At 71.4% G+C, this 25,144-nt stretch carries 21 protein-coding genes; 7 read left to right on the top strand and 14 right to left on the bottom strand.

All coding sequences use genetic code 11. The features are described from left to right. The first annotated feature begins 151 nt into the window (after positions 1–151). A complete protein-coding gene (locus F9C41_RS29835) occupies positions 152–874 on the top strand; it encodes a bifunctional DNA primase/polymerase (protein ID WP_155390140.1) in 723 nt (240 codons plus the stop codon). A gap of 346 nt (positions 875–1,220) precedes the next feature. Here the strand turns inward: F9C41_RS29835 and F9C41_RS29840 are convergent, their stop codons facing one another. The 4 genes from F9C41_RS29840 to F9C41_RS29855 all read right to left on the bottom strand — a co-directional run bounded on the left by F9C41_RS29840 (position 1,221) and on the right by F9C41_RS29855 (position 5,102). Next, positions 1,221–2,015 (bottom strand): type IV toxin-antitoxin system AbiEi family antitoxin domain-containing protein, encoded by a 795-nt coding sequence (locus tag F9C41_RS29840; RefSeq protein ID WP_155390141.1) that lies wholly within the window; start codon positions 2,013–2,015, stop codon positions 1,221–1,223. A 185-nt stretch (positions 2,016–2,200) separates the two neighbouring features. Next, complete coding sequence (locus tag F9C41_RS29845) at positions 2,201–3,295, bottom strand: branched-chain amino acid aminotransferase (protein WP_155390142.1); 1,095 nt, start codon at positions 3,293–3,295, stop codon at positions 2,201–2,203. A gap of 133 nt (positions 3,296–3,428) precedes the next feature. Then, complete coding sequence (locus F9C41_RS29850) at positions 3,429–4,451, bottom strand: 3-isopropylmalate dehydrogenase (protein WP_155390143.1); 1,023 nt, start codon at positions 4,449–4,451, stop codon at positions 3,429–3,431. A 102-nt stretch (positions 4,452–4,553) separates the two neighbouring features. Next, positions 4,554–5,102 carry a GNAT family N-acetyltransferase gene (locus F9C41_RS29855; protein WP_155390144.1) on the bottom strand — a complete coding sequence of 183 codons (549 nt, stop codon included), beginning with the start codon at positions 5,100–5,102 and terminating at the stop codon, positions 4,554–4,556. Positions 5,103–5,233: 131 nt separating this feature from the next. Here F9C41_RS29855 and F9C41_RS29860 point away from each other — a divergent pair, with 131 nt between their 5' ends. Then, positions 5,234–6,091, top strand: a complete 858-nt coding sequence (locus tag F9C41_RS29860; protein WP_155390145.1) for an alpha/beta fold hydrolase — start codon at positions 5,234–5,236, stop codon at positions 6,089–6,091. 271 nt (positions 6,092–6,362) lie between these two features. Here F9C41_RS29860 and serA read toward each other — a convergent pair whose 3' ends face one another. The 5 genes from serA to F9C41_RS29885 all read right to left on the bottom strand — a co-directional run bounded on the left by serA (position 6,363) and on the right by F9C41_RS29885 (position 14,479). Then, positions 6,363–7,964: a phosphoglycerate dehydrogenase gene (gene serA / locus F9C41_RS29865; protein WP_155390146.1), complete on the bottom strand. Its 1,602-nt coding sequence runs from the start codon at positions 7,962–7,964 to the stop codon at positions 6,363–6,365. A 322-nt stretch (positions 7,965–8,286) separates the two neighbouring features. Next, positions 8,287–9,297 (bottom strand): ketol-acid reductoisomerase, encoded by a 1,011-nt coding sequence (ilvC, locus tag F9C41_RS29870; RefSeq protein ID WP_155390147.1) that lies wholly within the window; start codon positions 9,295–9,297, stop codon positions 8,287–8,289. Positions 9,298–9,438: 141 nt separating this feature from the next. Then, entirely contained in the window at positions 9,439–9,957 is a 519-nt protein-coding gene (ilvN, locus tag F9C41_RS29875; RefSeq protein WP_144120461.1) for an acetolactate synthase small subunit, read from the bottom strand. Positions 9,958–10,032: 75 nt separating this feature from the next. Continuing rightward, positions 10,033–11,853: an acetolactate synthase large subunit gene (locus F9C41_RS29880; protein ID WP_155390148.1), complete on the bottom strand. Its 1,821-nt coding sequence runs from the start codon at positions 11,851–11,853 to the stop codon at positions 10,033–10,035. 181 nt (positions 11,854–12,034) lie between these two features. After that, positions 12,035–14,479, bottom strand: a complete 2,445-nt coding sequence (locus tag F9C41_RS29885; RefSeq protein WP_155390149.1) for a putative bifunctional diguanylate cyclase/phosphodiesterase — start codon at positions 14,477–14,479, stop codon at positions 12,035–12,037. 133 nt (positions 14,480–14,612) lie between these two features. Between F9C41_RS29885 and ilvD the strand changes: the two genes are divergently transcribed. The 4 genes from ilvD to F9C41_RS29905 all read left to right on the top strand — a co-directional run bounded on the left by ilvD (position 14,613) and on the right by F9C41_RS29905 (position 19,635). Next, a complete protein-coding gene (gene ilvD, locus F9C41_RS29890; RefSeq protein ID WP_155390150.1) occupies positions 14,613–16,457 on the top strand; it encodes a dihydroxy-acid dehydratase in 1,845 nt (614 codons plus the stop codon). 244 nt (positions 16,458–16,701) lie between these two features. After that, complete coding sequence (locus F9C41_RS29895; protein ID WP_155390151.1) at positions 16,702–17,967, top strand: serine hydroxymethyltransferase; 1,266 nt, start codon at positions 16,702–16,704, stop codon at positions 17,965–17,967. An 83-nt stretch (positions 17,968–18,050) separates the two neighbouring features. Next, positions 18,051–19,067 carry a LacI family DNA-binding transcriptional regulator gene (locus F9C41_RS29900; RefSeq protein WP_155390152.1) on the top strand — a complete coding sequence of 339 codons (1,017 nt, stop codon included), beginning with the start codon at positions 18,051–18,053 and terminating at the stop codon, positions 19,065–19,067. A gap of 16 nt (positions 19,068–19,083) precedes the next feature. Then, positions 19,084–19,635: a hypothetical protein gene (locus F9C41_RS29905; RefSeq protein ID WP_155390153.1), complete on the top strand. Its 552-nt coding sequence runs from the start codon at positions 19,084–19,086 to the stop codon at positions 19,633–19,635. 142 nt (positions 19,636–19,777) lie between these two features. On the opposite strand, the gene F9C41_RS41575 is transcribed toward F9C41_RS29905, so the two are convergent. Together F9C41_RS41575 and F9C41_RS29920 are read right to left on the bottom strand one after the other, a co-directional pair. After that, positions 19,778–20,464 (bottom strand): MoaD/ThiS family protein, encoded by a 687-nt coding sequence (locus F9C41_RS41575; RefSeq protein ID WP_230690119.1) that lies wholly within the window; start codon positions 20,462–20,464, stop codon positions 19,778–19,780. Then, a complete protein-coding gene (locus F9C41_RS29920) occupies positions 20,464–21,549 on the bottom strand; it encodes a WD40/YVTN/BNR-like repeat-containing protein (RefSeq protein ID WP_155390154.1) in 1,086 nt (361 codons plus the stop codon). The genes F9C41_RS41575 and F9C41_RS29920 overlap by 1 nt, the downstream gene beginning before the upstream one ends. Positions 21,550–21,694: 145 nt before the next feature. Between F9C41_RS29920 and F9C41_RS29925 the strand changes: the two genes are divergently transcribed. Next, positions 21,695–22,051 carry a PH domain-containing protein gene (locus F9C41_RS29925; RefSeq protein ID WP_155390155.1) on the top strand — a complete coding sequence of 119 codons (357 nt, stop codon included), beginning with the start codon at positions 21,695–21,697 and terminating at the stop codon, positions 22,049–22,051. A gap of 27 nt (positions 22,052–22,078) precedes the next feature. Here F9C41_RS29925 and F9C41_RS29930 read toward each other — a convergent pair whose 3' ends face one another. The 3 genes from F9C41_RS29930 to F9C41_RS29940 form a co-directional block, all read right to left on the bottom strand. Next, entirely contained in the window at positions 22,079–23,002 is a 924-nt protein-coding gene (locus F9C41_RS29930; protein ID WP_155390156.1) for a 2-hydroxyacid dehydrogenase, read from the bottom strand. A 175-nt stretch (positions 23,003–23,177) separates the two neighbouring features. Continuing rightward, positions 23,178–24,593 carry a hypothetical protein gene (locus F9C41_RS29935; protein ID WP_155390157.1) on the bottom strand — a complete coding sequence of 472 codons (1,416 nt, stop codon included), beginning with the start codon at positions 24,591–24,593 and terminating at the stop codon, positions 23,178–23,180. Further along, positions 24,590–25,096 carry a SigE family RNA polymerase sigma factor gene (locus tag F9C41_RS29940; protein ID WP_155390158.1) on the bottom strand — a complete coding sequence of 169 codons (507 nt, stop codon included), beginning with the start codon at positions 25,094–25,096 and terminating at the stop codon, positions 24,590–24,592. Before F9C41_RS29940 ends, F9C41_RS29935 begins: the two co-directional genes overlap by 4 nt. Positions 25,097–25,144 lie beyond the last annotated feature (48 nt).

A 25,144-nucleotide genomic window follows, 5' to 3' on the forward strand; every position in this document is an offset into this window, starting at 1 on the left:
TCTTCAGATGCAAGTTGCAGTTGGACAATGCATTCAGACGTTTGCTCTGGACTGTTGTCGATGTAACGACGACTCGACGCGTCGGTGACGGCTTTTGCGGATGTCGATCTCTAGGATCGACTCCCTTAACCCGGAAGAGGGGGTCGGACTCATGCGGTGGCCACAGGCGCCGTTCGGCAGAGGCCTGTTACGGCGGCGGCTGCGCCTGGCGGCGCAGCGTTTCGCGGACCACGGCTGGGCGGTGACGCCGGGCGGATACTTCAACGGCCGGCGCATGGCCTGCGACCGCACGAACTGCTTCGCCACCAGCAGCCACCCGCTGTACGACGACTGGGAGAGCCGGTCGAGCACCAGGTCCGGCCAGCTCGACGAGTGGTGGAGCGAGCGCCCGCACGCGCTGCTGCTGCCCACCGGCCACGCCTTCGACGTGCTGGAGGTGCCCGCGCTGCTCGGCTCGCGCGCCGTCTGCGGGCCGCCGACCGGGCCGGGCCGGGCGACGTCCGCGGGCCGCGTACGCGGACCCGTCGCGGTCACCGCCGGGGGCAGCTGGATGTTCCTGATGCGTTCGGGCGGCACGCTCGCCCCGGAACTGGACCACCGGATCGACGTGGTGCGCCACTCGCTCGGCTCGTGGATCCCCGTCCCGCCCACGGTGCTGCCCGACGGCCCGATCCGCTGGCGCGTGTCGCCGCAGAGCATCGGCTGGCAGCTGCCCGACCCCGACGAGTTCCAGCAGTCCCTCGTCCAGGCTCTGGTGGCGCTCGACGCCTCATTCCTGGACCTGCCCGTCACCGCCCGCCGCCGGCTGGCCCCGCCGGCTCTGCCCCGGCCCGCCGCGCTCAAGCCGACCCCGACCCTGCGCCGAGCCGTCTGAACAGCAGTCCTGCCACCCCTCGAACCCGCCCGGTGACGCACACCGGGCAGCGACCGCCCGGCAGCGCGGTCGTTAGGTGAGGTATCGAGGAGGTCCGACATGGCACCTGACAACGTAGAACGGCACCTGGCGCACGTCGAGTCCCAATTTGGGGTCATACGATCGTCCGTAGCACGCTGGGCAGGCACCCGACCCGCAGGCACCCGTCCGCACGGTTCCCGCCCTTCGGGATCACGCCCCACCAGCACCCACCGCCCCACCCGCTGAAGGCGAAGGAAGGGCATCGTCGGCTCGCGTCAGCGAGACGAGCAGCAGCTCTGCTCATCGCCATCAGCGGAAGGGCGCCTTATTGACTCCGCACCACGCGCACGCTGGTGCGGAACCCTCTTCTCAGGGTCGCGGCCTCGGCGACGATCCGGCGTACCTCGTCCGGCTGACCTGCCACGAACGAGGGCGTGAAGTGCAGCACCTGGACACCGTGCCGGCCGAGCACGTTGTGCCGTTCCAGGGAACGCGCCCAGTCCTCCTGCGCCTGCGGAGCCGAACGCGCGCCACCGGCGATTTCGGCCAGGACCTTGCGCGCCACCGCGGTACGGCTGCGGGCGGCCCGCCGGATCTCGTCGTCGAGCCGTTTCGGCGGGACCCGGAAGCGCTGCACCGCCTCGGCCATGACCGCTCGGACGGTGCGCAGTTCGCGCAGTTCCCGGCAGGTGTCGATGACCGCCCGTGCCGGGCTGACCACCCGGTAGAGGTCGGTGTGGCGGGCGCGGTGGTCCAGGGTCAGCGCCCGCTTCACCACGGCGAAGCCGTTGGAGCGGCAGCGGGTCGCGTGCGGGACGAGCAGGTTCACCTCGGGCGCGGGCGGCAGTGCCCGGAAGCCGTACCAGGTAAGCGCGCTGGGGCCGGTGATCTGTGCGTCGGGGCCGGCATACAGGGCGGCGGCGACGCGGCGCTGCTCGTCGGTGAGGGTGCCGCCGTGCACGCAGTAGACCCCGGCCAGCACGCGCTGCCAGCGGCCGGTCTGGATCCGGCGGTAGATCATCATGTCGGTGTGCCCGGCAGCCAGCACCTGCGCACGGGTGAGCAGTTGCTGCTGGCGGTGCGCCAGCTCGTCCAGCACGGCAGCGGGGTCGGAAGTCATGCACGGCAGGGTCATCGCAGGTCCGTCGCCGGACAAGCGGTCGTGCCGTGCCGCCTGTGGACAGAGCCGTGCTTGTGGATAACCGCCACACCCGGCGGCGATCTGCTATGTGACGCCACCCCAGGCGCTAAGAAGGGCACCTTCTACAACGCGGAGCGTTAAGAAGGTGCCCTTCCTTTGACCAGCTACAGGGTGGTGGTCCAGTGGTACGGGTCGGCGGCGCGGCCGTACTGGATGTCCACGAGGGACTGGCGCAGGCCGGCGGTGACCGGGCCGGTGCCGCCGTCGCCGAGCTTGAACTCGCCGTCGACGCCGCGCACGGTGCCGATCGGGGTCAGCACGGCGGCGGTGCCGCAGGCGAACGTCTCCACGATCTCGCCGCTGCGCGCGCCGTCACGCCACTCGTCGATGGTGACCGGGCGCTCCTGCACGTCGCGGCCCTGCTCGCGGGCGAGCTGGATGATCGAGTCGCGGGTGATGCCGGGCAGGATCGACCCGTTGAGTTCCGGCGTGAACATCGAACCGTCGGCCCGCACGAAGAAGACGTTCATGCCGCCGAGCTCATCGACGTACTTGCGCTCCACGGCGTCGAGGTAGACGACCTGGTCGCAGCCGTTCTCCGCGGCTTGCGCCTGGGCCAGCAGCGAGGCGGCGTAGTTGCCGCCGCACTTGGCCGCGCCGGTGCCGCCGGGGGCCGCCCGGGTGTAGTCGTCGGACACCCAGATGGTGACCGGCTTGAGCCCACCCGAGAAGTACGGCCCGACCGGCGAGGCGATCACGCAGTACAGGTACTCGCGGGCGGGGCGCACGCCGAGGAAGACCTCGCTGGCGTACTGGAACGGGCGCAGGTAGAGGCTGCCCTCGGCGCTGGTGGGGATCCACTCCTGGTCGATGCCGACGAGCTGCCGGATCGAGTCCAGGAACAGCTCCTCCGGCAGCGGGGCCATCGCCATGCGCTGGGCCGAGGCGGCGAACCGGCGAGCGTTGGCGTCGGGGCGGAAGAAGCCGACCCGGCCGTCGGCCCGGCGGTAGGCCTTCATGCCCTCGAAGATCTCCTGCGCGTAGTGCAGTACCGCGGTCGCCGGGTCCATCGGGATCGGCGCCCGCGCTTCGACGCGCGCGTCGTACCAGCCCTTGCCCTCGGCGTACCGGATGGTCACCATGTGATCGGTGAAGATCCGCCCGAAGCCGGGATTGGCCAGCAGCGCCTCGCGCTCCGTGGCCGATACCCGCTGCGAACTCTCACGGATCTCGAAGTCGATCGTGCCACCGCCGCTCATGCGCGCTGCCCTCCATCGTTGCGGGATCTGGGGGAAAACTTACCTCTAACGGTCGTTCAACCCCAGCCCGGCCGATGACCTGGGCAGTTTGTACTCATCCACCCCGGTCACCGCACGGACCGGAGCCCTGCGGTCATGCTACGAGTACGGATACCCGGTCGCCGACCTCGGCGGTGCGGATCGGCTCGCCGGTGCGTCCGGAGAGCTCGGTCGCGACGGCCTCTTCGATCTTGCGGGCCTCATCGGGGTGGCCCAGGTGCTCCAGGCACAGCGCCACGGACAGGATCGCCGCCACGGGGTCGGCCTTGCCCTGGCCCGCGATGTCCGGCGCGGAACCGTGCACCGGCTCGAACATCGACGGATAGGCCCGGGTCGGGTTGATGCAGCCGCTCGCGGCCAGGCCGATGCCACCGGTGACGGCGGCCGCGATGTCGGTGAGGATGTCGCCGAACAGGTTGTCGGTGACGATCACGTCGTAGCGCTGGGGGTTGGTCACCATGAACATGGCCGCCGCGTCGACGTGCTGGTACTCCGTCGCGATGTCCGGGAACTCCTTCGCCACCTCGGCGAAGGTGCGCGCCCACAGGCCGCCCGCGTGGGTCAGCACGTTGGTCTTGTGCACCATGGTGACCTTGCGGCGGGCCCGGTTGCCGGCCCGCGCGAACGCGTCACGGATCACGCGCTCCACGCCGTGGCGGGTGTTCAGGCTCTCCTCGGTGGCGATCTCCGCCGGGGTGCCCCGGTGCAGGCCGCCACCGGCGCCCGCGTACAGGCCCTCGGTGCCCTCGCGCACCACCACGAAGTCGATCTCGCCCGGCTTGACCCCGGCCAGCGGGCCGGTGGTGCCCGGCCACAGCCGCGACGGGCGCAGGTTGACGTACTGGTCGAAGTCGAAGCGGAGCTTCAGCAGCAGGCCGCGCTCCAGCACGCCCGGCGGCACGGTGGGGTCGCCGACCGCGCCGAGCAGGATCGCGTCGTGCTGGGCCAGCTCGTCGCGCACCGAGTCCGGGAACACCTCACCGGTCCGGTGGTAGCGCGCCGCGCCGAGGTCGTACGGCGTCGTCTCCACGCCCGGCAGCACCGCGTCGAGGACCTTGAGCCCCTCCGCCACCACCTCGGCGCCGATCCCGTCACCCGCCACGACCGCGATGCGCATGCCAGCCCGCTCCCTACCGCTTCCGCTCATCCCACATGTCTACCGAACGTTAAGCCCCGCTCCCACCCAACGGTACATCCGTTCCAGAATGTGGAATATGCGTCACGGGTTGCGGTGGTCGCCGAGCAGGCGGCCGCTACGGATCAGGGGACGCTTGGACACGCCGCGTACGGCCCGGCCGGGCTCCTCGCCGGGCTGGCTGCTGCGCACGAACAGGGTCACCGTCACCGCCGGCGCGAAGCCGTTGCGCGACATCAGCGTGGCCGAGGCGCTGTTGGACGACTCGACGTCGGTCACCACCCGGCTCGCCCCGCCCGCGAACAGCGCCTCGCAGCACGCGTCGACCAGCCGCCCGGCGATGCCCCGGCCCTGGTATGCCGGATCCACCGCGATCCACTCCAGATAGCCCCAGTCGTCGCGCAGCTCGAACGTCTGCGAGCCGAGCACGAAGCCGACCACAATGGTCCCGTCCAGGGCCACCCAGCACGCGCTGTCGCCGCTGTCCAGGTGCTCCGCGACGGCGGTCAGGGACCAGGAGGTGTACGGCTTCACCGTCGTGTCGAAGACCCGGTAGCCGAGGTCCAGGATCTGTCGCAGGTGCTCCAGGCCGACCGGTGCGATGACTATCTCCGTCTGGGACGACTCACTCATGCCGGAATGCTGCCACGGCCCGGCCCTTCGCAGCCGGATTACGGCCGCCACCAGGCGCGCGACGGCAGTGTGTCCAGCGCTGTGAGATAACTAACCGACCGATCGTTCTTATTCATTGCTAGCCTGCCGTCATGAAGGCAGCGATCCTCGTGACCGGCCGGCTCCTCAACGCCGCAGCCGTCGTCGCCCCGCCACTCGCCCGCCGCGTCGCGTACGAGCTCTTCTTCCGCCCGGCTGGCCGCGCCGCGGTCCACCACCGCGAGCAGGACGTGCACGCGGCCGCCACGGTCGGACAGGTCGATCTCGACGGTGTTCAGGTCGCCACCTACCGCTGGGGCGACGGCAGCCGGCCGGTGCTGCTCGTGCACGGCTGGAGTTCGCGCGGCTCCCGCTTCGCGGGCATTGTCGCCGACCTGCTCGACCGGGGATACAGCCCGGTCACCTTCGACGCGCCCGGCCACGGCGACTCCGGCGGCAGCTCCACGAACCTGCTCCAGTACGAGCGCATCATGCGCCTGCTGCAGGAACGCCACGGCGACTTCGCGGCGATCGTCGCCCACTCCTTCGGGGTCCCCTGCGCCTTCCACGCGCTGCGCACCGGGCTGCGCGCCGGTCGCCTGGTCGCGGTCGGTGGTCCGGCCGAGTTCGAGCACCTCATCACCGAGTTCACTCGCCAGCTGCGCCTGCGCCCCGCGCTGGCCGAGCACCTGCGCGTGCAGTCGGTGCGCGACATCGGCGTCGCCGACCTGTGGCAGCGCTTCTCCAGCACGTTCCAGCCCGAGGCGCTGACGATCCCGCTGCTGATCGTGCACGACACCGATGACGACGTCGTCGGCGTCGACCACGCCCGGCGGATGCACGAGGCCTATCCGGGATCGCAGCTGATGATCACGAGCGGCCTGGGGCACCGCCGGGTCCTCCGCGACCCGCGCATCGTCGGCCCGGTCGGCGCCTTCCTCGACGCCCAGGCACCTGCTTCCACACACTGAGGAACCGGCCGCACGACCAGGCACGTTCAGTCCTGAACCGGGACCGCATGGCGATCATCGTGACGGGTCACCGCAAGCTACCGGCATCCGTCATGCAGTCGGCCCGGTGAGCTGCGGCAACAGCTCACCGGGCCGATCGTGCTCGTCTGGCTGCTCGTCACCCGCTTCGGCAGGGGTCACCCGAAGACCCGTCCCGGACGTGCGACGAACGTGTCCGCAGTGGACACCTGTGCAGGTTACCCAGCGAACAACACGCTATGCAAGCGCGTGCTCACTCTTCGGTGAGATCCACCGCGCTGACCGACACCGCACCGATGTTCTCGGCGGCCCGCTGCAGCAGGTCCGCCGCGACCGGCGAATCGACGGTCAGCGTCATCAGCGCCTCGCCACCGGCCTCGCGCCGGGCCACCTGCATCGCCGCGATGTTCACGCCCACCGCGCCGAGCACGGTGCCGACCGCGCCGACCACACCCGGCCGGTCCTGGTAGCGGAAGAACAGCAGGTTGCCGTCGGCGTCCAGCTCCAGGTCGAAACCGTCCAGTTCGGTCAGCTTGATCTGCTCGCGCAGGCCGTGCGTGACGACAGCCCCGGCGACCGAGACGGTGCGCCCGTCCGGCAGCGCGCCGCGTACCGTCACCAGGTTCTTGTGCTCGTTGGCCTCGGGGTTGGTGGTCAGGTCGATCTCGACCCCGCGGTCGGCCGCGATCAGCGGCGCGTTGACATAGGTGACCTGCTCCTCGACGATCGCGCTGAACAGGCCCTTGCTGGCAGCCAGCTTCAGCACCGACACGTCGTGCTGGTTCACGATCTCGCCGCGCACCTCGACGGTGACCCCGGCGGCCACGCCGCCCGCGACGGCCGTGAAGACCTTGCCCAGCTTCTCCGCCAGCGGCAGCAGCGGCCGCACCTCCTCGGCGACCACGCCACCGGCCTGCACGTTGACCGCGTCCGGCACGAACTCGCCCTGCAGGGCCAGCTTCACGCTCTTGGCCACGGCCAGACCGGCCTTGTCCTGCGCCTCGTTCGTGGACGCGCCCAGGTGCGGCGTGGCGACCACGTTGTCGAACGCGAACAGCGGCGAGGTGGTGCACGGCTCCTTGAGGTACACGTCGATGCCGGCGCCGGCGACCCGGCCCTCGGCCAGCGCCTCGGCCAGCGCGTCCTCGTCGATCAGCCCACCGCGCGCGGCGTTGATGATCCGCACGTCGGGCTTGACGAGCTGGAGCTCCTTCGCGCCGATCAGGCCGACGGTCTCCGGGGTCTTCGGCAGGTGGATCGAGATGAAGTCGCTCTCGCGCAGCAGCTCCTCCAGGCCGACCAGGCGTACGCCCAGCTGGGCCGCACGGGCCGGCTGCACGTAGGGGTCGTACGCGATCAGGCGGGTGCCGAACGCGGCGATGCGCTGCGCGAACAGCACGCCGATGCGGCCCAGGCCGACCACGCCGACGGTCTTGCCCTGCAGCTCGACGCCGGTGTACTTCGAGCGCTTCCACTCGCCGTTCTTCAGCGCCGAAGACGCCGAGGCGGTGTTGCGGGCGACGGCCAGCAGCAGTGCGATGGCCTGCTCGGCGGCCGAGACGATGTTGGACGTCGGCGCGTTGACCACCATCACGCCACGGGCGGTGGCAGCGGGCACCTCGACGTTGTCCAGGCCCACGCCCGCGCGGGCGACGACCTTCAGACGCGGCGCGGCGGCGATGGCCTCGGCGTTGATCTGGGTGGCACTGCGCACGATCACGGCGTCGGCATCGGCCAGCGCGGCAAGCAGTGCCGCCCGGTCCGTGCCGTCGACGTGACGTACGTCGAAGTCGTGCGCCAGCACGTCGAGCGCGGCGGGAGCGAGTTCTTCGGCAATGAGAACGACGGGAGTCACAGCTTGCCTCACGGAGAGAGTTGGATGACTTCAGCCCGGATCGCCGCACTGCGTGTCGGGCCCTACCCCCGCGATGCTACGGGCTGACGGGGGCTTCGCATGTCGAAGCCACCGCGTGACGGTACTCACGTTCGTGCTGCTCAGTCCGTTTCCGGCCGTCTCTGGAACCGGTCAAGAACACAGCGCGCGGGCCGGAGAGCGCTGACCGGGCGAAACGACATGATCAGAAAAAACCGGGCCGTGCCCAGGGATCGCCTGGGCACGGCCCGGTAAGCCCGGCCGCATGGTTGCGCGGCCGGACACCTATGGGAGAGGAAAGTCTTTAAGCGGTCTCGGTGATCGGCCGGTCGACCCAGCTCATCATGGCCCGCAGCTTGGCGCCGGTCTCCTCGATCGGGTGCACCGCGCCCTGCTCCTGCAGCTTGGTGAAGTTGGGGCGGCCGTTGTCGTCCTCGGCGACCCACTCGCGGGCGAACTCGCCGTTCTGGATCTCGCCGAGGATGCGCTTCATCTCCTCCTTGACCCGGCCGTCGATGACGCGCGGGCCGCGGGTGACGTCGCCGTACTCGGCGGTGTCGGAGACGCTGTAGCGCATGCGGGCGATGCCGCCCTCGTACATCAGGTCCACGATCAGCTTCAGCTCGTGCAGGCACTCGAAGTACGCCACCTCGGGGGTGTACCCCGCCTCGGTCAGCACCTCGAAGCCCGCCTGCACCAGCGCGGACGCGCCGCCGCAGAGGACCGCCTGCTCGCCGAAGAGATCCGTCTCGGTCTCCTCCTTGAAGGTGGTCTTGATGACGCCGGCCCGGCTGCCGCCGATCGCCTTGGCGTAGGACAGCGCCAGCGCCTGCGCGCCGCCGGTCGGGTCCTGCTCGATCGCGATGAGGCAGGGCACGCCCTTGCCGTCGACGTACTGGCGGCGCACCAGGTGGCCGGGGCCCTTCGGGGCGACCATGGCGACGTCCACGTCCGCGGGCGGCGTGATCAGGCCGTAGCGGATGTTGAAGCCGTGGCCGAAGAAGAGCGCCTTGCCCGAGGTCAGGTTCGGGGCGATGGACTCGGCATAGATGAAGCGCTGCGCGGTGTCCGGCGCGAGGATCATGATGACGTCGGCCTCGGCCGCCGCCTGCGCCGGCGTGACGACCCGCAGGCCCTGCTCCTCGGCCTTGGCCCGGCTCTTCGAGCCCTCCTTGAGGCCGACGCGCACGTCGACGCCCGAGTCGCGCAGGGACAGCGCGTGGGCGTGACCCTGGCTGCCGTACCCGATCACCGCGACCTTGCGGCCCTGGATGACGGACAGGTCCGCGTCGTCGTCGTAGAAGATCTCAACCATTTTTCGTTCCCTCTCAAGGTCACTCGCCGGGCCAGGGCATCTTCGCCCCGACCCCCGGCGGTCGGTGCACGCGGCCGTGCCGCGTCCCACCAGTTGATCGTCTTGTCCCCGCCTCGGGCGGCGAGGCGCGCCGGTGGGTGGTCAGGCGGCCAGGCGCAGGGCCGGGTTGGCGGTGATGCTGCGGGAGCCGCGCCCGATGGCGACCAGGCCCGACTGCACCATCTCCTTGATGCCGTACGGCTCCAGGTCGCGCAGCAGCGCGTCGAGCTTCTCCGCGGTGCCGGTCGCCTCGATGGTGAGCGCGTCGGGGGCCACGTCCACGACCTTGGCCCGGAACAGCTCCACGGTCTCCAGCACCTGCGAGCGCACCGGACGGTCGGCCCGGACCTTCACCAGCAGGAGTTCGCGCTGCACCGCGGTGCTGGGCTCCAGCTCCACGATCTTCAGCACGTTGACCAGCTTGTTGAGCTGCTTGGTGACCTGCTCCAGCGGCTGCTCGTCGGCGTTGACGACGACCGTGATGCGGGAGACCTCGGGGTGTTCGGTCTCCCCCACCGCCAGCGAGTCGATGTTGAACCCGCGCCGCGAGAACAGCCCCGCCACGCGCGCCAGCACACCGGGCTTGTTCTCCACGAGCACAGACAATGTGTGCTTACTCATGCGTCCGCTCCACTTCGCTCCGCGGCCACCTGAGTCGAACTGAGCTTCATGATTCCCTCGCTGCGCTCGGTCATGTCAGAGGTCATCCTCGTCGAAGGTCGGGCGGACGCCCCGGGCGAACTGGATCTCGTCGTTGCTGGTGCCGGCGGCGACCATCGGCCACACCATGGCGTCCTTGCCCACCACGAAGTCGATGACCACGGGCGCGTCGTTGATCGCCATGGCGGCCTCGATGGTCTTGTCGACGTCCTCGGCCGACTCACAGCGCATGCCGATGCAGCCCAGGGCCTCCGCGAGCTTCACGAAGTCGGGGATGCGGTGCTTGTGCGTGCCCAGGTCGGTGTTGGAGTAACGCGAGTCGTAGAACAGCGTCTGCCACTGCCGGACCATGCCCAGGTTGCCGTTGTTGATGACGGCCACCTTGATCGGGATACCCTCCAGGGCGCAGGTGGCCAGCTCCTGATTGGTCATCTGGAAGCAGCCGTCGCCGTCGATCGCCCACACCACCGCGTCGGGCCGGGCCACCTTGGCGCCCATCGCGGCCGGGACCGCGTAGCCCATGGTGCCCAGGCCGCCGGAGTTGAGCCAGGTGGCCGGCTTCTCGTACGAGATGAACTGGCTGGCCCACATCTGGTGCTGGCCCACACCCGCCACGTAGACCGCGTCCGGACCGGCGATCTCGCCCAGCCGCTTGATCACGTACTGCGGGGCGAGCGTGCCGTCCTCCGGCTCCTCCCAGCCCAGCGGGTAACGGGTGCGCAGGTCGTTGAGCTGGGCCCACCACTCCTCGCGGGCCGGGTGGGTCTCGGCCTTCAGCGCCGCGATCAGCTCCTCGAGCACGTGCTTGACGTCGCCCACGATCGGCACGTCCGCGTGGCGGTTCTTGCCGATCTCGGCCGGGTCGATGTCGGCGTGGATGACCTGGGCATCGGGTGCGAAGCTGTCCAGTTTGCCGGTCACCCGGTCGTCGAAGCGCGCGCCCAGGGTGATCAGCAGATCGCTGCGCTGCAACGCGTACACCGCCGACACCGTGCCGTGCATGCCGGGCATGCCGACGTGCTGGGTGTGTGAGTCGGGGAACGCACCCCGGGCCATCAGCGTGGTCACCACGGGGATGCCGGTCAGCTCGGCCAGCTCCCGTAGCGCCTCGGTGGCCTGCGCCTTGAGCACGCCGCCGCCGACGTACAGCACCGGGCGCCTTGCCGCCATGATCAGGCGGGCCGCCTCCCGGATCTGCTTGCCGTGCGGGTGCAGGGTCGGCCGGTAGCCCGGCAGGTCCAGCGCCGGCGGCCAGCTGAACGTGGTCTGCGCCTGCAGCACGTCCTTGGGGATGTCGACCAGGACCGGGCCGGGCCGGCCGGTGGCGGCCAGGTGGAACGCCTCGGCCAGCACCCGGGGCAGGTCGTCGGGGGACTGCACCAGGAAGTTGTGCTTGGTGATGGGCAGCGTGATGCCCTGGATGTCCGCCTCCTGGAAGGCGTCGGTGCCGATGGCCGGGCGGGCCACCTGACCGGTGATCGCCACCAGCGGCACCGAGTCCATGTAGGCGTCCGCGATGGGCGTGACCAGGTTCGTCGCGCCAGGGCCCGACGTCGCCATGCACACGCCGACCTTGCCGGTGGCCTGGGCGTATCCGGTCGCGGCGTGCCCGCCGCCCTGCTCGTGGCGGACCAGGATGTGGCGCAGCTTCGAGTCGAACAGCGGATCGTACGCGGGCAGGATGGCGCCGCCGGGAATGCCGAAGACCACCTCTACCCCGAGCGCCTCCAGCGACTTGACGAGGCTCTGCGCACCGGTGGCCGCAACGGGGGCGGTCTGGGCGCTGGTGGCGGCGGGGGGCGCTGATCGTTGCGCCGCGGCCCGCTGGGCCAGTGACTCCGGGCTGGGTCTAGTCATTTTCCGATCACCTTTGGCATCTGGAAGGTCTCAGGGCGTCCGGCCAACAAAAAAGCCCTCGTGCAAAGTTCGCACGGGGGCCAGCGCACTCTCGCTCAGTGGAGAGTGCGCTCAGGTAAGTACTCGGGCGGACGGCCGAGAGGTCGACATGGGCTCAGCTTGACGCATCTCAGCCGCTGAGTCAACTGCTCCCGGATGTTGGGACGACCGTGTCGTGGCGCGCCGCTGAGCTGCCGCTCGTCTCGCCGGCGCGAACCGGTGAGAGCCCGTTGAGCGGTTGCCCCAGCGGCAACGACTTAGCTGGTGAGACGCCGTTTCCGGGAGCCGTTTGGGTGCTCGGGAGCATCTTGGTCGGTGGCGCGCCGTTGCCCGCGGACGTCGTGCTCGGCAGCGGGCGGGTCGGTGCGGCCGGGAGGGCTTTGGGGCCGCCGTTGGACGACGCCAGCCTCGCCTCCAGATGCTCGGCGGGCACGCCCATGCCGAACAACTGCCCCTGCCCGTACGGACACCCGGTCGCCTCGACCAGGCGGCGGTGGTGCGGCTCGCTGATGCCCTCGGCGATCACCTGCAGGCCGAGGCGCTGCCCGAGGCGCACCGCCACGTCCACCATCGGCGCACCCGGCCCGTGGTCGGACGGCGCGTCGATGACCAGGTCACGGTCGATCTTGAGGATGTCCACCGGCATCTGGCGCAGCTGTCCCAGCGAGGAGTAGCCCGCGCCGAAGTCGTCCAGGGCGATGCGCAGGCCCAGCGCGCGGAGCGCGGCCAGAGTGCGCCGGAACTCGTCCAGGTCGGTGGCCACGGCGTGCTCGGTCACCTCCAGCACCAGCCGCGACGGCGGCACCCGGTGCTTGCGCAGCACCTCCTTGACTCCGGTGACGTACTTGGTGGAGTGCAGCTCCCGCGGGGAGATGTTCACCGACACCCAGACGTCGTAGCCCTCCTGCACCCAGCGCGACAGCTGTCGGCAGGCCTGGTCCAGCACCCACGCCCCCAGCACCTCGATCTGGCCGGTCTCCTCGGCGATCGGGATGAACTCCAGCGGGCCGACCGCGCCCAGCTCCGGGTGATTCCAGCGGATCAGGGCCTCCGCGCCGACCGGGCGGGTCGACGGCAGGGCCACCACCGGCTGGTAGGCCAGCGACAGCTCCTGGCGCTCGATGGCACCGCGCAGCTCGTGCTCGATCGCGGTGCGGCGGCGCAGCTGCTTGTCGTACACCTCGTCGTAGAGCTCGACCCGGTTCTTGCCGCGCTGCTTGGCGGCGCGCAGTGCCAGGTCGGCGTTGCGCAGCAGGGTGGGGATGTCGTCGGCGGCCCCGCATCCGGCCAGGCCGATGCTGGCGGACAGGAAGATGTCGGCGGCACCGTGGTGGTAGGGCCGGGACAGCACGGACAGCAGGCGCGTGGCGACCTTGCCCGCCTCGCCGGGCCGGCTCCACATCAGCACCGCGAACTCGTCGCCGCCCAGCCGCGCCGCGAGATCGCCGGGGCGCAGGTTGAGCCGCAGCCGCTGGCCGACCTCGATCAGCACCGCGTCGCCCGCGTCGTGGCCGCGCATGTCGTTGACGTTCTTGAAGCCGTCCAGGTCCAGCGTGAGCAGCACGCAGGGCGGGCCGCCCGCCGCGTCGAGATACATGGTGCGCAGCAGCCCGCGCCGGTTGGCCAGGCCGGTCAGCGGGTCGGTGTGGGCCAGCTCCCGGAAGTGCGACTCGCTGTCGGCCAGCCGGTTGTTGGCCCGCCGCACGTCGACCACGGCCAGGTACTGCCGGCCGACCATGAACAGGCCGTTGACGATGCCGACCAGGGCGGTGACCGGCTCGATCCCCATGCCCCGGCTGTAGCCGAGCACGACCACCAGGGAGATCGTCACCACCGGCGCCAGGCCTGCGGCCAGGCCCGAACTCGGCGACACCGACTCGGAGTCGCTGGCCCGCGGCGGTGGCGGCGGCCCGATGAACCACAGGGCCGCGCCGGTCGGCACGGCGGCCGCTCCCACCAGCACCACCAGCGGTGCGCCGTAGCAGGCGCCCCCGGCGATGGTGGTCATGCCGACGGCCATCAGCCCGGCACCGATGCAGTGCCGCAGCAGCGGCCCCCGCCGCAGCTGGGCGCGCACCACCAGCACCGCGCTCAACCCCAGCACCGCGCAGCACAGCACCGTGGCCACCAGCACCGGCACGCAGGCACCCGGCAGCGCGTGATGCCCGCCGGGCTTCTCCGGCGCCAGCACGAAGGTCCAGGCCACGATGAACAGGCCCGACGCCACCATCAGCGACTCGAGCATCAGCCGCAGCCGGGCGCCGTCGCCCACCACCTGATCGGTGATCTCCAGGAGCGCGGCCACCAGCAGCAGCGCCGCGATCGAGGCGGGCAGGCCGAGCAGGCCGCCGAGCACCATCCGGCTGCTCATCCGGTCCACCCAGCCGTCCGGCCAGCCGGCCGTGTGCACCCAGGCGATCGGGGCGGCGAGGGCGAACACCATCAGCGCACCGGCGCTGAGCCGGTTCGCGCGGACGACCAGGCCGTGCTGGTCGACCAGCCGATTCGTCGCCAGTGCCCAGACCACAGGCACAGCGGTCAACACGCTCGCCAGTACGGCTATCGCGAGCCCCGGGGGGAGGTCCACGTCACCACTCTGCCGCAGCTCTGAGCACAAAGCGAGACACGTTGTGCGACATTCCCTCTCCATCGCCGTCCCGCGGTATGGACACAGTAGTGCTGAGCTGGGCGCGCGCTCAGACGAGTGACACACTTACGACATGCCCGAGCTGCGTTCCCGCACCTCCACTCACGGTCGCACCATGGCCGGCGCCCGCGCGCTGTGGCGTGCCACCGGTATGACCGACAGCGACTTCGGCAAGCCGATCATCGCCGTCGCGAACAGCTACACCCAGTTCGTGCCTGGGCACGTACACCTCAAGGACCTAGGCGGCCTGGTCTCCGACGCGATCGCCGAGGCCGGCGGGGTCGGCCGCGAGTTCAACACGATCGCCGTCGACGACGGCATCGCCATGGGCCACGGCGGCATGCTCTACTCGCTGCCCAGCCGCGAGCTGATCGCCGACGCGGTCGAGTACATGGTGAACGCGCACTGCGCCGACGCGCTGGTGTGCATCTCCAATTGCGACAAGATCACGCCCGGCATGCTGCTGGCGGCACTGCGCCTGAACATCCCGACGGTGTTCGTCTCCGGCGGCCCGATGGAGGCCGGCAAGACGGTCGCGGTCGAGGGTGTCGTGCACACCAAGCTCGACCTGATCGACGCGATGATCGCGGCGTCCAACGACGCGGTCAGCGACGAGCAGCTCGGCCAGATCGAACGGTCCGCCTGCCCGACCTGCGGCTCCTGCTCCGGCATGTTCACCGCGAACTCGATGAACTGCCTCACCGAGGCGATCGGCCTGGCGCTGCCCGGCAACGGCTCCACGCTGGCCACCCACGCCGCCCGCAAGGCGCTGTTCGAGAAGGCCGGCTCGCTGATCGTCGACCTGTGCAAGCGCTACTACGACGGCGACGACGCCTCCGTGCTGCCGCGCGCCGTCGCCAGCCGCGAGGCGTTCGAGAACGCGGTCGCGCTCGACGTCGCCATGGGCGGCTCGACCAACACGGTGCTGCACCTGCTGGCCGCAGCCCGCGAAGCGGAGATGGATTTCGGCGTGGCCGACATCGACGCCATCTCGCGGCGGGTGCCGTGCCTGGCCAAGGTCGCGCCGAACAGCCAGCAGTACCACATGGAGGACGTGCACCGGGCCGGCGGCATTCCCGCCCTGCTGGGCGAGCTGAACCGGGCCGGGCTGCTGCACACCGGCGTGCACGCGGTGCACTCGCCGGACCTGGCGGGCTGGCTGTCCGATTGGGACATCCGCAGCGGCGCGACGCTGCCCGAGGCCGAGCTGCTGTTCCACGCCGCGCCGGGCGGGGTGCGCACCACGCAGCCGTTCAGCACCGAGAACGTGTGGTCCACGCTGGACACCGACGCGGCCAACGGCTGCATCCGGGACCTGGCGCACGCGTACTCCGCCGACGGCGGCCTGGCCATCCTCTTCGGCAACCTGGCCCCGGACGGCGCGGTCGTGAAGACCGCCGGCGTGTCCGAGGAGAACCTGCGCTTCACCGGCCCGGCGAAGGTGTTCGAGTCGCAGGATGACGCGGTCACCGCCATCCTGGGCGGCGAGATCGTGGCCGGCGACGTGGTCGTCATCCGCTACGAGGGCCCGCGCGGCGGTCCCGGCATGCAGGAGATGCTCTACCCGACCTCGTTCCTCAAGGGCCGGGGCCTGGGCAAGGCCTGCGCGCTGATCACCGACGGGCGCTTCTCCGGCGGCACCAGCGGCCTGTCCATCGGGCACGTGTCGCCCGAGGCGGCCGGCGGCGGCCTGATCGCGCTGGTCGAGAACGGCGACACCATCGCCATCGACATCCCCGCGCGATCGATGGTCCTGGAGGTCCCCGAGCAGGTGCTCGCCGAGAGGCGTATCGTTCAGGACAAGCGGGAAAAACCGTACACCCCGGTCGACCGGCAGCGCCCGGTGAGCGCGGCCCTGCGGGCGTACGCGTCGATGGCCACGAGCGCCAGCGACGGCGCATACCGCCTCGTCCCGTAAGACCCCGGTCCCCCGCAGGCTCGCCCCCGCGGGAGGACTCCCTCACGCTGGTTGACCATGAACTTCGGTTCATGGTCAACCAGCGTGTCCCGTTCCACCCCCCCCGCGTTGATCATGAACTTATGGCACGGTTCGACGGCGTGTCATGACCACAACTTCATGATCAACGCGGAAAGGGGCGGGGGTGGGGGGTGATCGTGACCGGAATAGGATGCGGGTGGCACCGGACGCGAGGAGTTCCACGATGCACGAGCCCAAACTGCCGCACCTGGCGGCCGCCGACCCCACCCTGGCCGCGCTGATCGAGGGCGAGGCGAAGCGGCAGCACGACAAGCTGCGGATGATCGCCTCGGAGAACTACGTCTCCACCGCGGTGCTCGAAGCCTGCGGGACGGTGCTGAACAACAAGTACTCCGAGGGCTACCCGGGCAAGCGCTACTACGAGGGCCAGCAGTTCTGCGACCAGGTCGAGACGCTGGCGATCGAGCGGGCCAAGGCGCTGTTCGGCACCGAGCACGCCAACGTGCAGACGTACTCCGGCTCCCCCGCCAACCTCGCCGTCTACCTGGCCTTCATGACGCCTGGCGACACCTTCCTGTCGCTGGAGCTGGCTCAGGGCGGCCACCTCACGCACGGCTCGCCGGTGTCGGCGACCGGCAAGTGGTTCCGGCCGGTGCACTACACCGTCGGGCGCGACAGCGGCCGCATCGACATGGACCTGGTCCGCGACCTGGCACTGGCCGAGCGCCCAAAGATGATCTTCTGTGGCGGCACGGCGATCCCGCGCACCATCGACTTCCCCGCCTTCGCGGCGATCGCGCGCGAGGCCGGCGCGATCCTGGTCGCCGACATCGCGCACATCGCGGGCCTGATCGCGGGCGGCGCGCACCCGTCGCCGGTCGGCCACGCCGACGTGATCACCACGACCACGCACAAGACCCTGCGCGGCCCGCGCGGTGCCATGATCATGGCTTCCGCCGAGCACGCCACCGCCATCGACAAGGCCGTCTTTCCCGGCCTGCAGGGCGGCCCGCACAACCACACCACCGCCGGCATCGCCGTCGCGCTGCACGAGGCGGCGCAGCCGACCTTCACCGCGTACGCCCACCAGGTCGTCGCGAACGCCAAGGCGCTCGCGGCCGCGCTCAACGACCGGGGCTTCGACCTGGTCTCCGGTGGCACCGACAACCACCTGCTGCTCATCGACCTGACCGGCAAGGGCGTCGAGGGCAAGCCCGCGGCCAAGGTGCTCGACGCGGCCGGCATCGAGCTGAACTTCAACACGGTGCCCTACGACCCGCGCAAGCCGTGGAGCCCGTCCGGCATCCGCCTGGGCACCGCCGCGCTCACCACGCGGGGCCTGTCCGAGCAGCACATGCCGCAGGTCGCGGCGTGGATGGACGACGCCGTCACCGCCGCGGTCAAGGACGACACGGCCGCCGTCGAGCGCATCGCCGGTGAGGTGCGCGACCTGCTCCAGGGTTTCCCCATGCCGGGGTACACCGACTGAGCCACTGTGATCGGAGCTCCTTTCGTGCTGAACTGTTCAGCACGAAGGGGGCTTCGATCATTGACAAAGCAGCTGGAGCTCATATGAAGCGCGTAACCATCGCCGACATCGCCCGCGCCGCGGGGGTGTCCAAGGGTGCGGTGTCGTATGCGCTCAACGGCCGCCCCGGCGTCTCCGAGGAGACCCGCCGCCGCATCCTCGCCGTAGCCGAGCAGTTCGGCTGGCACCCCAGCAGCGCCGCGCGGGCGCTGTCGGACGGCCGCACCGGCGTGCTGGGCCTGATCGTCGACCGACCGGCCCGCACACTGGGCATCGAGTCCTTCTTCATGCAGCTCATCTCGGGCATCGAGGCGACCCTGTCGGCCCGCGACGTCAGCCTGCTGATGCAGGTCACCGAGGACCGCGAGCGCGAGATGGCGACCTACCGCCGCTGGTGGGCGCAGCGCCGGGTCGACGGAGTGATCATCGTGGACCTGCGCCGCGACGACCCGCGCATCCCGTTGCTCGAAGAGCTGAACATGCCCTGCGTGGTCATCGGCGGCCCGCACGGCCTGGGCACCCTGCCCGGCGTATGGAGCGACGAGGTCGCGGTGACCACGTCCGTCGTCGAATACCTGGCCGCGCTCGGGCACCGCCGGGTCGCCCGGGTCGCCGGGCTGGCCGACCTGTGGCACACCTCGCTGCGCGGGCAGGCCGTCGCCGACTCCGCCGACCGGGTCGGCCTCACCGACGTGACCACGGTCTACACCGACTACACCGGCGAGGAGGGTGCCCGCGCCACCCGGGCGCTGCTGTCCCGCCGCCCCTCCCCGACCGCGATCGTCTACGACAACGACACCATGGCGGTGGCTGGGCTGGGCGTCGCGCACGAGATGGGCATCTCCGTGCCGCACCAGCTGTCCATCGTGGCCTGGGACGACTCGCCGCTGTGCCAGCTGCTGCACCCGCAGCTGTCCGCGGTCAGCCGCGACATCGCCGCGTACGGCGCGCACGCCGCCGACCAGTTGCTGAAGATCCTCGACGGGGCCGAGATCCGCGGCTTCCAGGACACGACACCGCAGCTCGTGCCCCGGGGAAGCACCGCTCCGCCGGTCGGCTGAGGCCTAAACTCGCCCCATGACCCTGTCCGCGGCGTACGCCCGCGAACTGCTGGCGGCGCTGCCGGCCCAGGTCGCCGACCCGCTGTCCGCGGCCGAGTTCGCGGGCCTGCAGCAGCGCTACGGGTTCACCTTCAACCCCGACCACCGGGCCCTGCTCGCCGCCGGGCTCCCGGTCGGCGGGCGCTGGCCCGACTGGCGCGACGGCGACCCCGACCAGCTCCGCGACCAGCTCGCGGCACCGGTCGACGGGGTGCTGTTCGACGTGCAGGAGAACGGATTCTGGCTGCCCGCGTGGGGCGACCGGCCGTCGCGCACCGCGTTCGCGCTGGCGGTCGCCCGCCGCTTGCTCGAACAGACCCCGCGGCTGGTTCCCGTGTACGGCCACCGCTACGCCCCCGCCCTGCCAGAGACCGACCTGCCCGTGTTCTCCGTCATGCAGACCGACGTCATCGTCTACGGCGACACCCTGCCCGCCTATCTGCACCACGAGTTCGACCTCCCACCCGGCGACCAGCCCCTCGGCGCCACCACGCCGAAACAGATCCCCTTCTGGTCCGACCTCACCTGACCCCGCCCCGCCCCGCCCCGCCCCGCCCCGCCCCGAATAGACGTTGGCCTATCTGGATGAGAATTTGTAGATCAAACTCATCCAGATAGGCCAATGTCTATGGAAAACCGGGGTTCGGGCCCGCGCCCGGCACGGCGCAGGGTCAGAGCAGGGCGTACACCGCGGTCGCGTGGGCGACGAGCGCGCCCTTGGCGGTCATCGTGATGTCGGCGAACGCCATCGTCCGACCCAGCTTGGTCAGCCGGGCCGTGACCAGCACGTCGCTACCGAGCACCGGTCGCTGGAACGTCGTCGCCAGCTGCACCGTGGTCATCGGCACGAACCCGCCCCGGGCCGCGCTCACCGCGATCACCGTCGCCGTGTCCGCGGCCGCCATCAGTGCCTGCCCGCTCAGCGCGCCACCCTCCCGGGCCAGCCGGTCCGACCAGGGCAGCCGCAGGGTGGCCCAGTCGGGGCCGGTCTCCTGCACGGTCAGGCCCAGCTCCCGCACCCACGGGGCGAAGTTGTCGGCAAGGATGCGGTCCCCGTCGAGCGCCGGCGCCTCCTGCTCCACGCTGCCGCCCGCGACGCTGGGCAGCACCTGCACCTCGCCACCGCCGGCGATCGGCGTCTCCTGGCCCGACAGCACCCGGCAGTCCTCCCCGTCCACGTACACGTTGACGTAGCGGCGCAGCTCGCCCCGCTCGTCCCGGATGCGCCGGCCCAGCCGGGGCCAGCGCTGGTCGACCTCGTCCAGCACCGCGCGCAGCGTGCCGTCCGCCTGCACCTCGAGTTTGGACGCGCCGCCGACCTCGGTCCGCAGCGCGCCCGGCACCAGCACCGTGACCATCAGATCCGGACCGCCCGCACGCTCAGCACGTCGGGCAGGTGCGCCGCGACGAGCGCCCAACTGTCGCCCTCGTCGGCGCTGGCGAACACCTCGCCGGTGCGGCTGCCGAAGTAGACGCCGACCGGGTCGCTGTCGTCGGCGCACATGGCGTCGCGCAGCACGGAGGGGTAGAACGGGGCGGTGGGCAGCCCGTACGCCTGCGGGGTCCAGGTCTTGCCCGCGTCGGTGGTGCGGAAGACCCGGCACTTCGCGTCGACCGGGAAGCGCAGCGCGTCGGCGGTGATCGGGAAGTTCCAGGCGGTGCCGCCCCGGCGCGGGTGCGCCACCATCGCGAAGCCGAAGTCGCTGGGCAGGCTGTCCGCGATCGAGGACCAGGTCTGGCCGTCGTCGTCGGAGCGATACACCCCATGGTGGTTCTGCAGGTAGAGCCGCTCGGGGTCCTCGCCGTCGCGGGCCACCTTGTGCACGCACTGGCCGAACTCCGGGAACGGGTCGGGCAGGAAGCTCACCCGGATGCCGCTGTTGGACGGGTGCCAGGTCTCGCCGCCGTCGGTGGTGCGGTAGACGCCGCCGGTGGACATCGCCACCAGCACCCGCTGCGGGTCGGTCGGGTGCGGCAGGATCGTGTGGATGGCCTGGCCGCCGAATCCCTCGCCCCACTCGGTGCGGTGCGGGTGGTCCCAGAGGCTGCGGACGAGTTCGTAGGTCAGGCCGCCGTTGGTCGAGCGGAACAGGGCGGACGGCTGCGTGCCCGCCCAGACCACGTCCGGCTCGGCGGCCGAGCCCGGCTGCAGTGCCCACACCCGGCTCAGCGCCGTGTCGGTGTCCTGCGGGAACGCCAGCGGGGCCTGGTCCGGCTCGCGCCAGCAGACGCCCAGGTCGTCACTGGTCGCCACGCTCGGGCCGAAGTGCGAGCTGTCGACCGCCGCCAGCAGGCGGGGCGTGGCGCGGCGGGTGTCGACGCCGACCGCGTACACCCCCGTCATCGGGAACTGCGGCACGGACAGCTGCCAGGCGTCCCCGACCCGGTCCCGGCGGGCGAGGAACAGCCCCTTCGCCGTGCCTATGAGTAGCAGAACGGTCATCGTCGACCTCACTTCTTCCCAGTTTCACCGCGTCTTCAGTTTTCGCGCCCCTCGGGTCTCACTGCGACGCACCAGGAGCGCGCGGGCCCGTCGGTCAGTATGCCCGTGACGTCCGACACAACACACTACGTGGAACAATCGTGGCGTGACCCGCTTCCGCCTCCCCGCTTCCATCAGCGTCGCCGCCCTGCTCACCGCGCTCGGCGGGGTGCCGCTCGCCGCACAGGGCGGGTTCTGGTGGCTGGTCCCGGCCGTGCCCGTCGTGATCATGATCTGGGCCTGGCGGGCCGGCACCGACGCCAATGAGCGCGGGATGCGCGTGCGCGCGCTGCTGGGCAACCGGGTGGTGCTGTGGCCGCAGGTCGCCGAGCTGCGCGCGGACGGCCCGAAGCGGGTCGTCGCGGTGCTCACCGACGGCACCGCGCTCCCGCTGACGGCGGTGCGCCCGGCTGACCTTCCCGCGCTGGTCAAGGCCGCCGGCCAGTCCCTCGCCACGGCCTGACGGCTCCTGTCCGCCGCGGCGAAGCCGTCAGTAGCCGTCGCGGACCTGGTTGTCGAGGGGATCGCCGGCGGCATACCGGCGCAGCTGCCGGCCCACCAGGCGGTACGCCCGCGGCAGCAGTCCCCGCACCGAACCGGCCACGTGCGGCGTGATCAGGACGTTCGGCATGTCCCACAGCGGGTGCCCGGCGGGCAGCGGCTCGGGGTCGGTGACGTCGAGCGCCGCGCCGATCCGGCCGGAGGCCAGCTCCTTGGTCAGCGCCGCGGTGTCGGCGACCGGCCCCCGGGCGGCGTTGACCAGCAGCGCCCCGTCGGCCATCGCGGACAGGAACGACGCGTCGACCAGGCCCCGGGTCTGCGGGGTCAGCGGCACCAGCAGCACCACCACGTCGGCCTGCGGGAGCAGCCGGGGCAGCTCGTCGACGCCGTGCACGCCGTCACGGGCGGTGCGGGCCACGTACGCCAGATCCACCTCGAACGGGGCCAGCCGCGCCGCGACCGCCGCGCCGATGGAGCCCGCGCCCACGATCAGCACCCGCTTGCCACCCAGCTCGTCGGTGGGCGTGACCTCGGCGTACGCCCAGCGGTGCGCCGCCTGCGCCCGCGCGAAGTGGTCGAACCGGCGCAGCGAGGCCAGGATCGCCGTGACCACCCACTCGGCGGTGTGCGAGTCGTGCACGCCGCGCGCGTCGCACAGCGTCACACCCTCGCGCAGCCGGCCGACCCAGGCGTCGGCCCCGGCGGTGATCAGCTGCACGACCTTCAGGTTGCTCATCCGGGCGGCCACGCCGACCATGTCGCCACTACTCAGGAACGGGGGCACCCAGAACTCGACCTCGGCCGGGTCGCCCGGCAGCGGCGCGTCCGGGCGGGGCAGCACCGCCACCTCGACGCCCGCCGGCAGCGGGCCCATCAGTTCACGTCCGGCCTCATGGGCGATCCACATCCGCACGGCCCCACGCTATCGACCGGCCTGCCCGCCCCGCGCGCGGGACCGCCGCCCCACGGGCGGGACGATCGTCCGCCCGGTGTCCCACCCGGGACCAGGCGCGGCACGGAGCATCCAGGGGCGCGGGTGTCTCGTGGCGGGCACGATGCTGCCGTGCCCGCCACGCGACACCGGCGGATCAGGACCAGGCGTCGATCGGCTCGACGCTCAGCAGGTGCATCGGCTTCGGCTGCGGCAACGTCGTGTTGCCGGTGCCGACCTGGGTACCGGCGGCGTCCAGCGCCCGCAGCCGGGCGGGACGGGTCAGCAGCAGCGTGCCCACCCCGTCGGTCAGGCTCGCCGAGGTCACCACCGCGCCGTCGTCGTCGAGCGCCTCCACGGTGACCGCGCCGCGCGGAGCCAGCACCAGGAACGGCACCGGGGACGCCGGCGGTGTCGCGCTCGGGCGCATCCGGTCCGTCTGCTCGTCGATGAGCCAGCCCGCCTCGATGCCGAGCACCGTCTCGCCGGTGCTGACGTCCGCCGAGGTGTCGAAGCCCTGGCTCATGCCGTCCCGCCGTACGAGGTTCAGCATCCAGCCGCCGTCGGTCCGGCGCTGGATCAGGAGGGCAGCCCGTTGCACGTCCTCCGCCGCGCCCGGCAGGCGTCCCTGGTAGAGGATGCTCGGCAGGTCAGCCGTGTCCCTGATCCCATCGTGGCGCAGTAGTTCACCGGCCCACTCGCGGTCCAGCTCGCCACGGGCTCCGACCAGGCCCTGCTCGATCTCCGCCGCCGACAGCCGCGCCCGGCCGAAGCCGTGGGCCATACCCCGGTCGGCGTCGCCCTGGTAGCGCACCACCCCGTCACAGGTGAGCCGCAGCAGCTGATACCTGGTCTGCAGCACGAAGTAGCCGTCCGTCGGGCTCGGCCGCCAGGACAGCGTGGCAGCACGCCCGTCGGCCAGTTCGATCGCGCACCCCTGCGGCACGACACCGACCGTCAGGTAGCCCGCCCAGAGCCCGTCCACCCCGAGGATCGTCTCCGTCAACAGCGGCCCGATGCCGTCGGTGAAGACGCTCACCGAACCTTCCCGCCGCTGTTCGGTGGAGGCGACGGCCAGTTCGGCAGCGGTGGCGCCGGGCTTGTCGAGGATCGTGATGCCGACCTGGTGGGTGGCGCTGTGCCGGGCCGCGAGCACCACCGTGCCGCCACCCGCCTCGCCCGCGAAGAGCAGCGTCACCCGCCCGCCGGCCACCATCTCGGGAAACCTCGCGTCCAGGCGTTCGGTCAACTCGTTCAGGAACGCGGTGTCACCGGCCAGGCTGCCGCGGGTCGGCGCGGACAGCAGCCGGGCCACCCACGGGGTGACCGGCCCGCCCGGCGTGACGTCCGCCGGCGTCGACGGGCCGCCGAGCACCGGCGTCGCCGCGCCCTGGATGCCGATCGGCCCCAGCAGCGCCGCGACCACCGCCAGCACCGCCGCCGTGGCCCAACCCCCGGCCTTCGTCCGCCGCGACCGGCGGTGCCGGCGCATCAGGCGGCCGTACGGGTCCTCGCCCGGCACCACCGGCTCGGCCAGCCGGGCCAGCCCGTCGATCAACTCACGCTCGCTCACGCGATCACCCCCGCCACGTCGGCCGCACGCCGGGGCTCCGGGCGCAGCACCTCCCGCAACCTGGCCAGCCCGCGGCTGGCCTGGGACTTCACCGAACCCACCGAGCAGCCCATCAGCGCGGCGGTGTCCGCTTCGGACATGTCCTCCCAGTAACGGAGCACCAGCACGGCGCGCATGCGCACCGGCAGCTTCGCCAGCGCCGCCATCAGCTCGTCGCGGTCCGCGTGCGCGGCGCTCCCGTCTGCCCGACCCCGGTCCGGCAGCACGCCGGTGAGCAGCTCGCGGGAACCGATCCGGCGCCACACGCTGGTGCGCTGGTTGACCAGCGCCCGGCGCAGGTACGCCATGGGCTCGTCCACCAGCTCCCAGCGCCGGTACGCCTTCAGCAGTGCCGACTGCACCAGGTCTTCGGCCGCGTGGGTCGAGCCCGTGAGCAGGTATGCGGTACGCAACAGCTCGCCGTAGCGAAGCTGCACGAACTCGCGGAACCCCTCGTCCGCCATACGGCTCCTCCTTCCGTCGCCCTTCCGACGCGGATGTGCGGGCGGGGG

The organism is Catellatospora paridis (genome assembly GCF_009720365.1).
GTDB classification, from domain to species: Bacteria; Actinomycetota; Actinomycetes; order Mycobacteriales; family Micromonosporaceae; genus Catellatospora; species Catellatospora paridis.

Excerpts from the sequence above, each read along its gene's own strand:
- F9C41_RS29860 (WP_155390145.1), top strand. The coding sequence starts at position 5,234 with ATGAAGGCAGCGATCCTCGTGACCGGCCGGCTCCTCAACGCCGCAGCC.
- F9C41_RS41575 (WP_230690119.1), bottom strand. The coding sequence starts at position 20,464 with ATGGTCACGGTGCTGGTGCCGGGCGCGCTGCGGACCGAGGTCGGCGGC.
- F9C41_RS29855 (WP_155390144.1), bottom strand. The coding sequence starts at position 5,102 with ATGAGTGAGTCGTCCCAGACGGAGATAGTCATCGCACCGGTCGGCCTG.
- F9C41_RS29850 (WP_155390143.1), bottom strand. The coding sequence starts at position 4,451 with ATGCGCATCGCGGTCGTGGCGGGTGACGGGATCGGCGCCGAGGTGGTG.
- F9C41_RS29840 (WP_155390141.1), bottom strand. The coding sequence starts at position 2,015 with ATGACTTCCGACCCCGCTGCCGTGCTGGACGAGCTGGCGCACCGCCAG.
- ilvN (WP_144120461.1), bottom strand. The coding sequence starts at position 9,957 with ATGAGTAAGCACACATTGTCTGTGCTCGTGGAGAACAAGCCCGGTGTG.
- F9C41_RS29895 (WP_155390151.1), top strand. The coding sequence starts at position 16,702 with ATGCACGAGCCCAAACTGCCGCACCTGGCGGCCGCCGACCCCACCCTG.
- F9C41_RS29880 (WP_155390148.1), bottom strand. The coding sequence starts at position 11,853 with ATGACTAGACCCAGCCCGGAGTCACTGGCCCAGCGGGCCGCGGCGCAA.
- F9C41_RS29900 (WP_155390152.1), top strand. The coding sequence starts at position 18,051 with ATGAAGCGCGTAACCATCGCCGACATCGCCCGCGCCGCGGGGGTGTCC.
- F9C41_RS29920 (WP_155390154.1), bottom strand. The coding sequence starts at position 21,549 with ATGACCGTTCTGCTACTCATAGGCACGGCGAAGGGGCTGTTCCTCGCC.
- ilvD (WP_155390150.1), top strand. The coding sequence starts at position 14,613 with ATGCCCGAGCTGCGTTCCCGCACCTCCACTCACGGTCGCACCATGGCC.
- F9C41_RS29835 (WP_155390140.1), top strand. The coding sequence starts at position 152 with ATGCGGTGGCCACAGGCGCCGTTCGGCAGAGGCCTGTTACGGCGGCGG.
- F9C41_RS29905 (WP_155390153.1), top strand. The coding sequence starts at position 19,084 with ATGACCCTGTCCGCGGCGTACGCCCGCGAACTGCTGGCGGCGCTGCCG.
- F9C41_RS29940 (WP_155390158.1), bottom strand. The coding sequence starts at position 25,096 with ATGGCGGACGAGGGGTTCCGCGAGTTCGTGCAGCTTCGCTACGGCGAG.
- ilvC (WP_155390147.1), bottom strand. The coding sequence starts at position 9,297 with ATGGTTGAGATCTTCTACGACGACGACGCGGACCTGTCCGTCATCCAG.
- F9C41_RS29845 (WP_155390142.1), bottom strand. The coding sequence starts at position 3,295 with ATGAGCGGCGGTGGCACGATCGACTTCGAGATCCGTGAGAGTTCGCAG.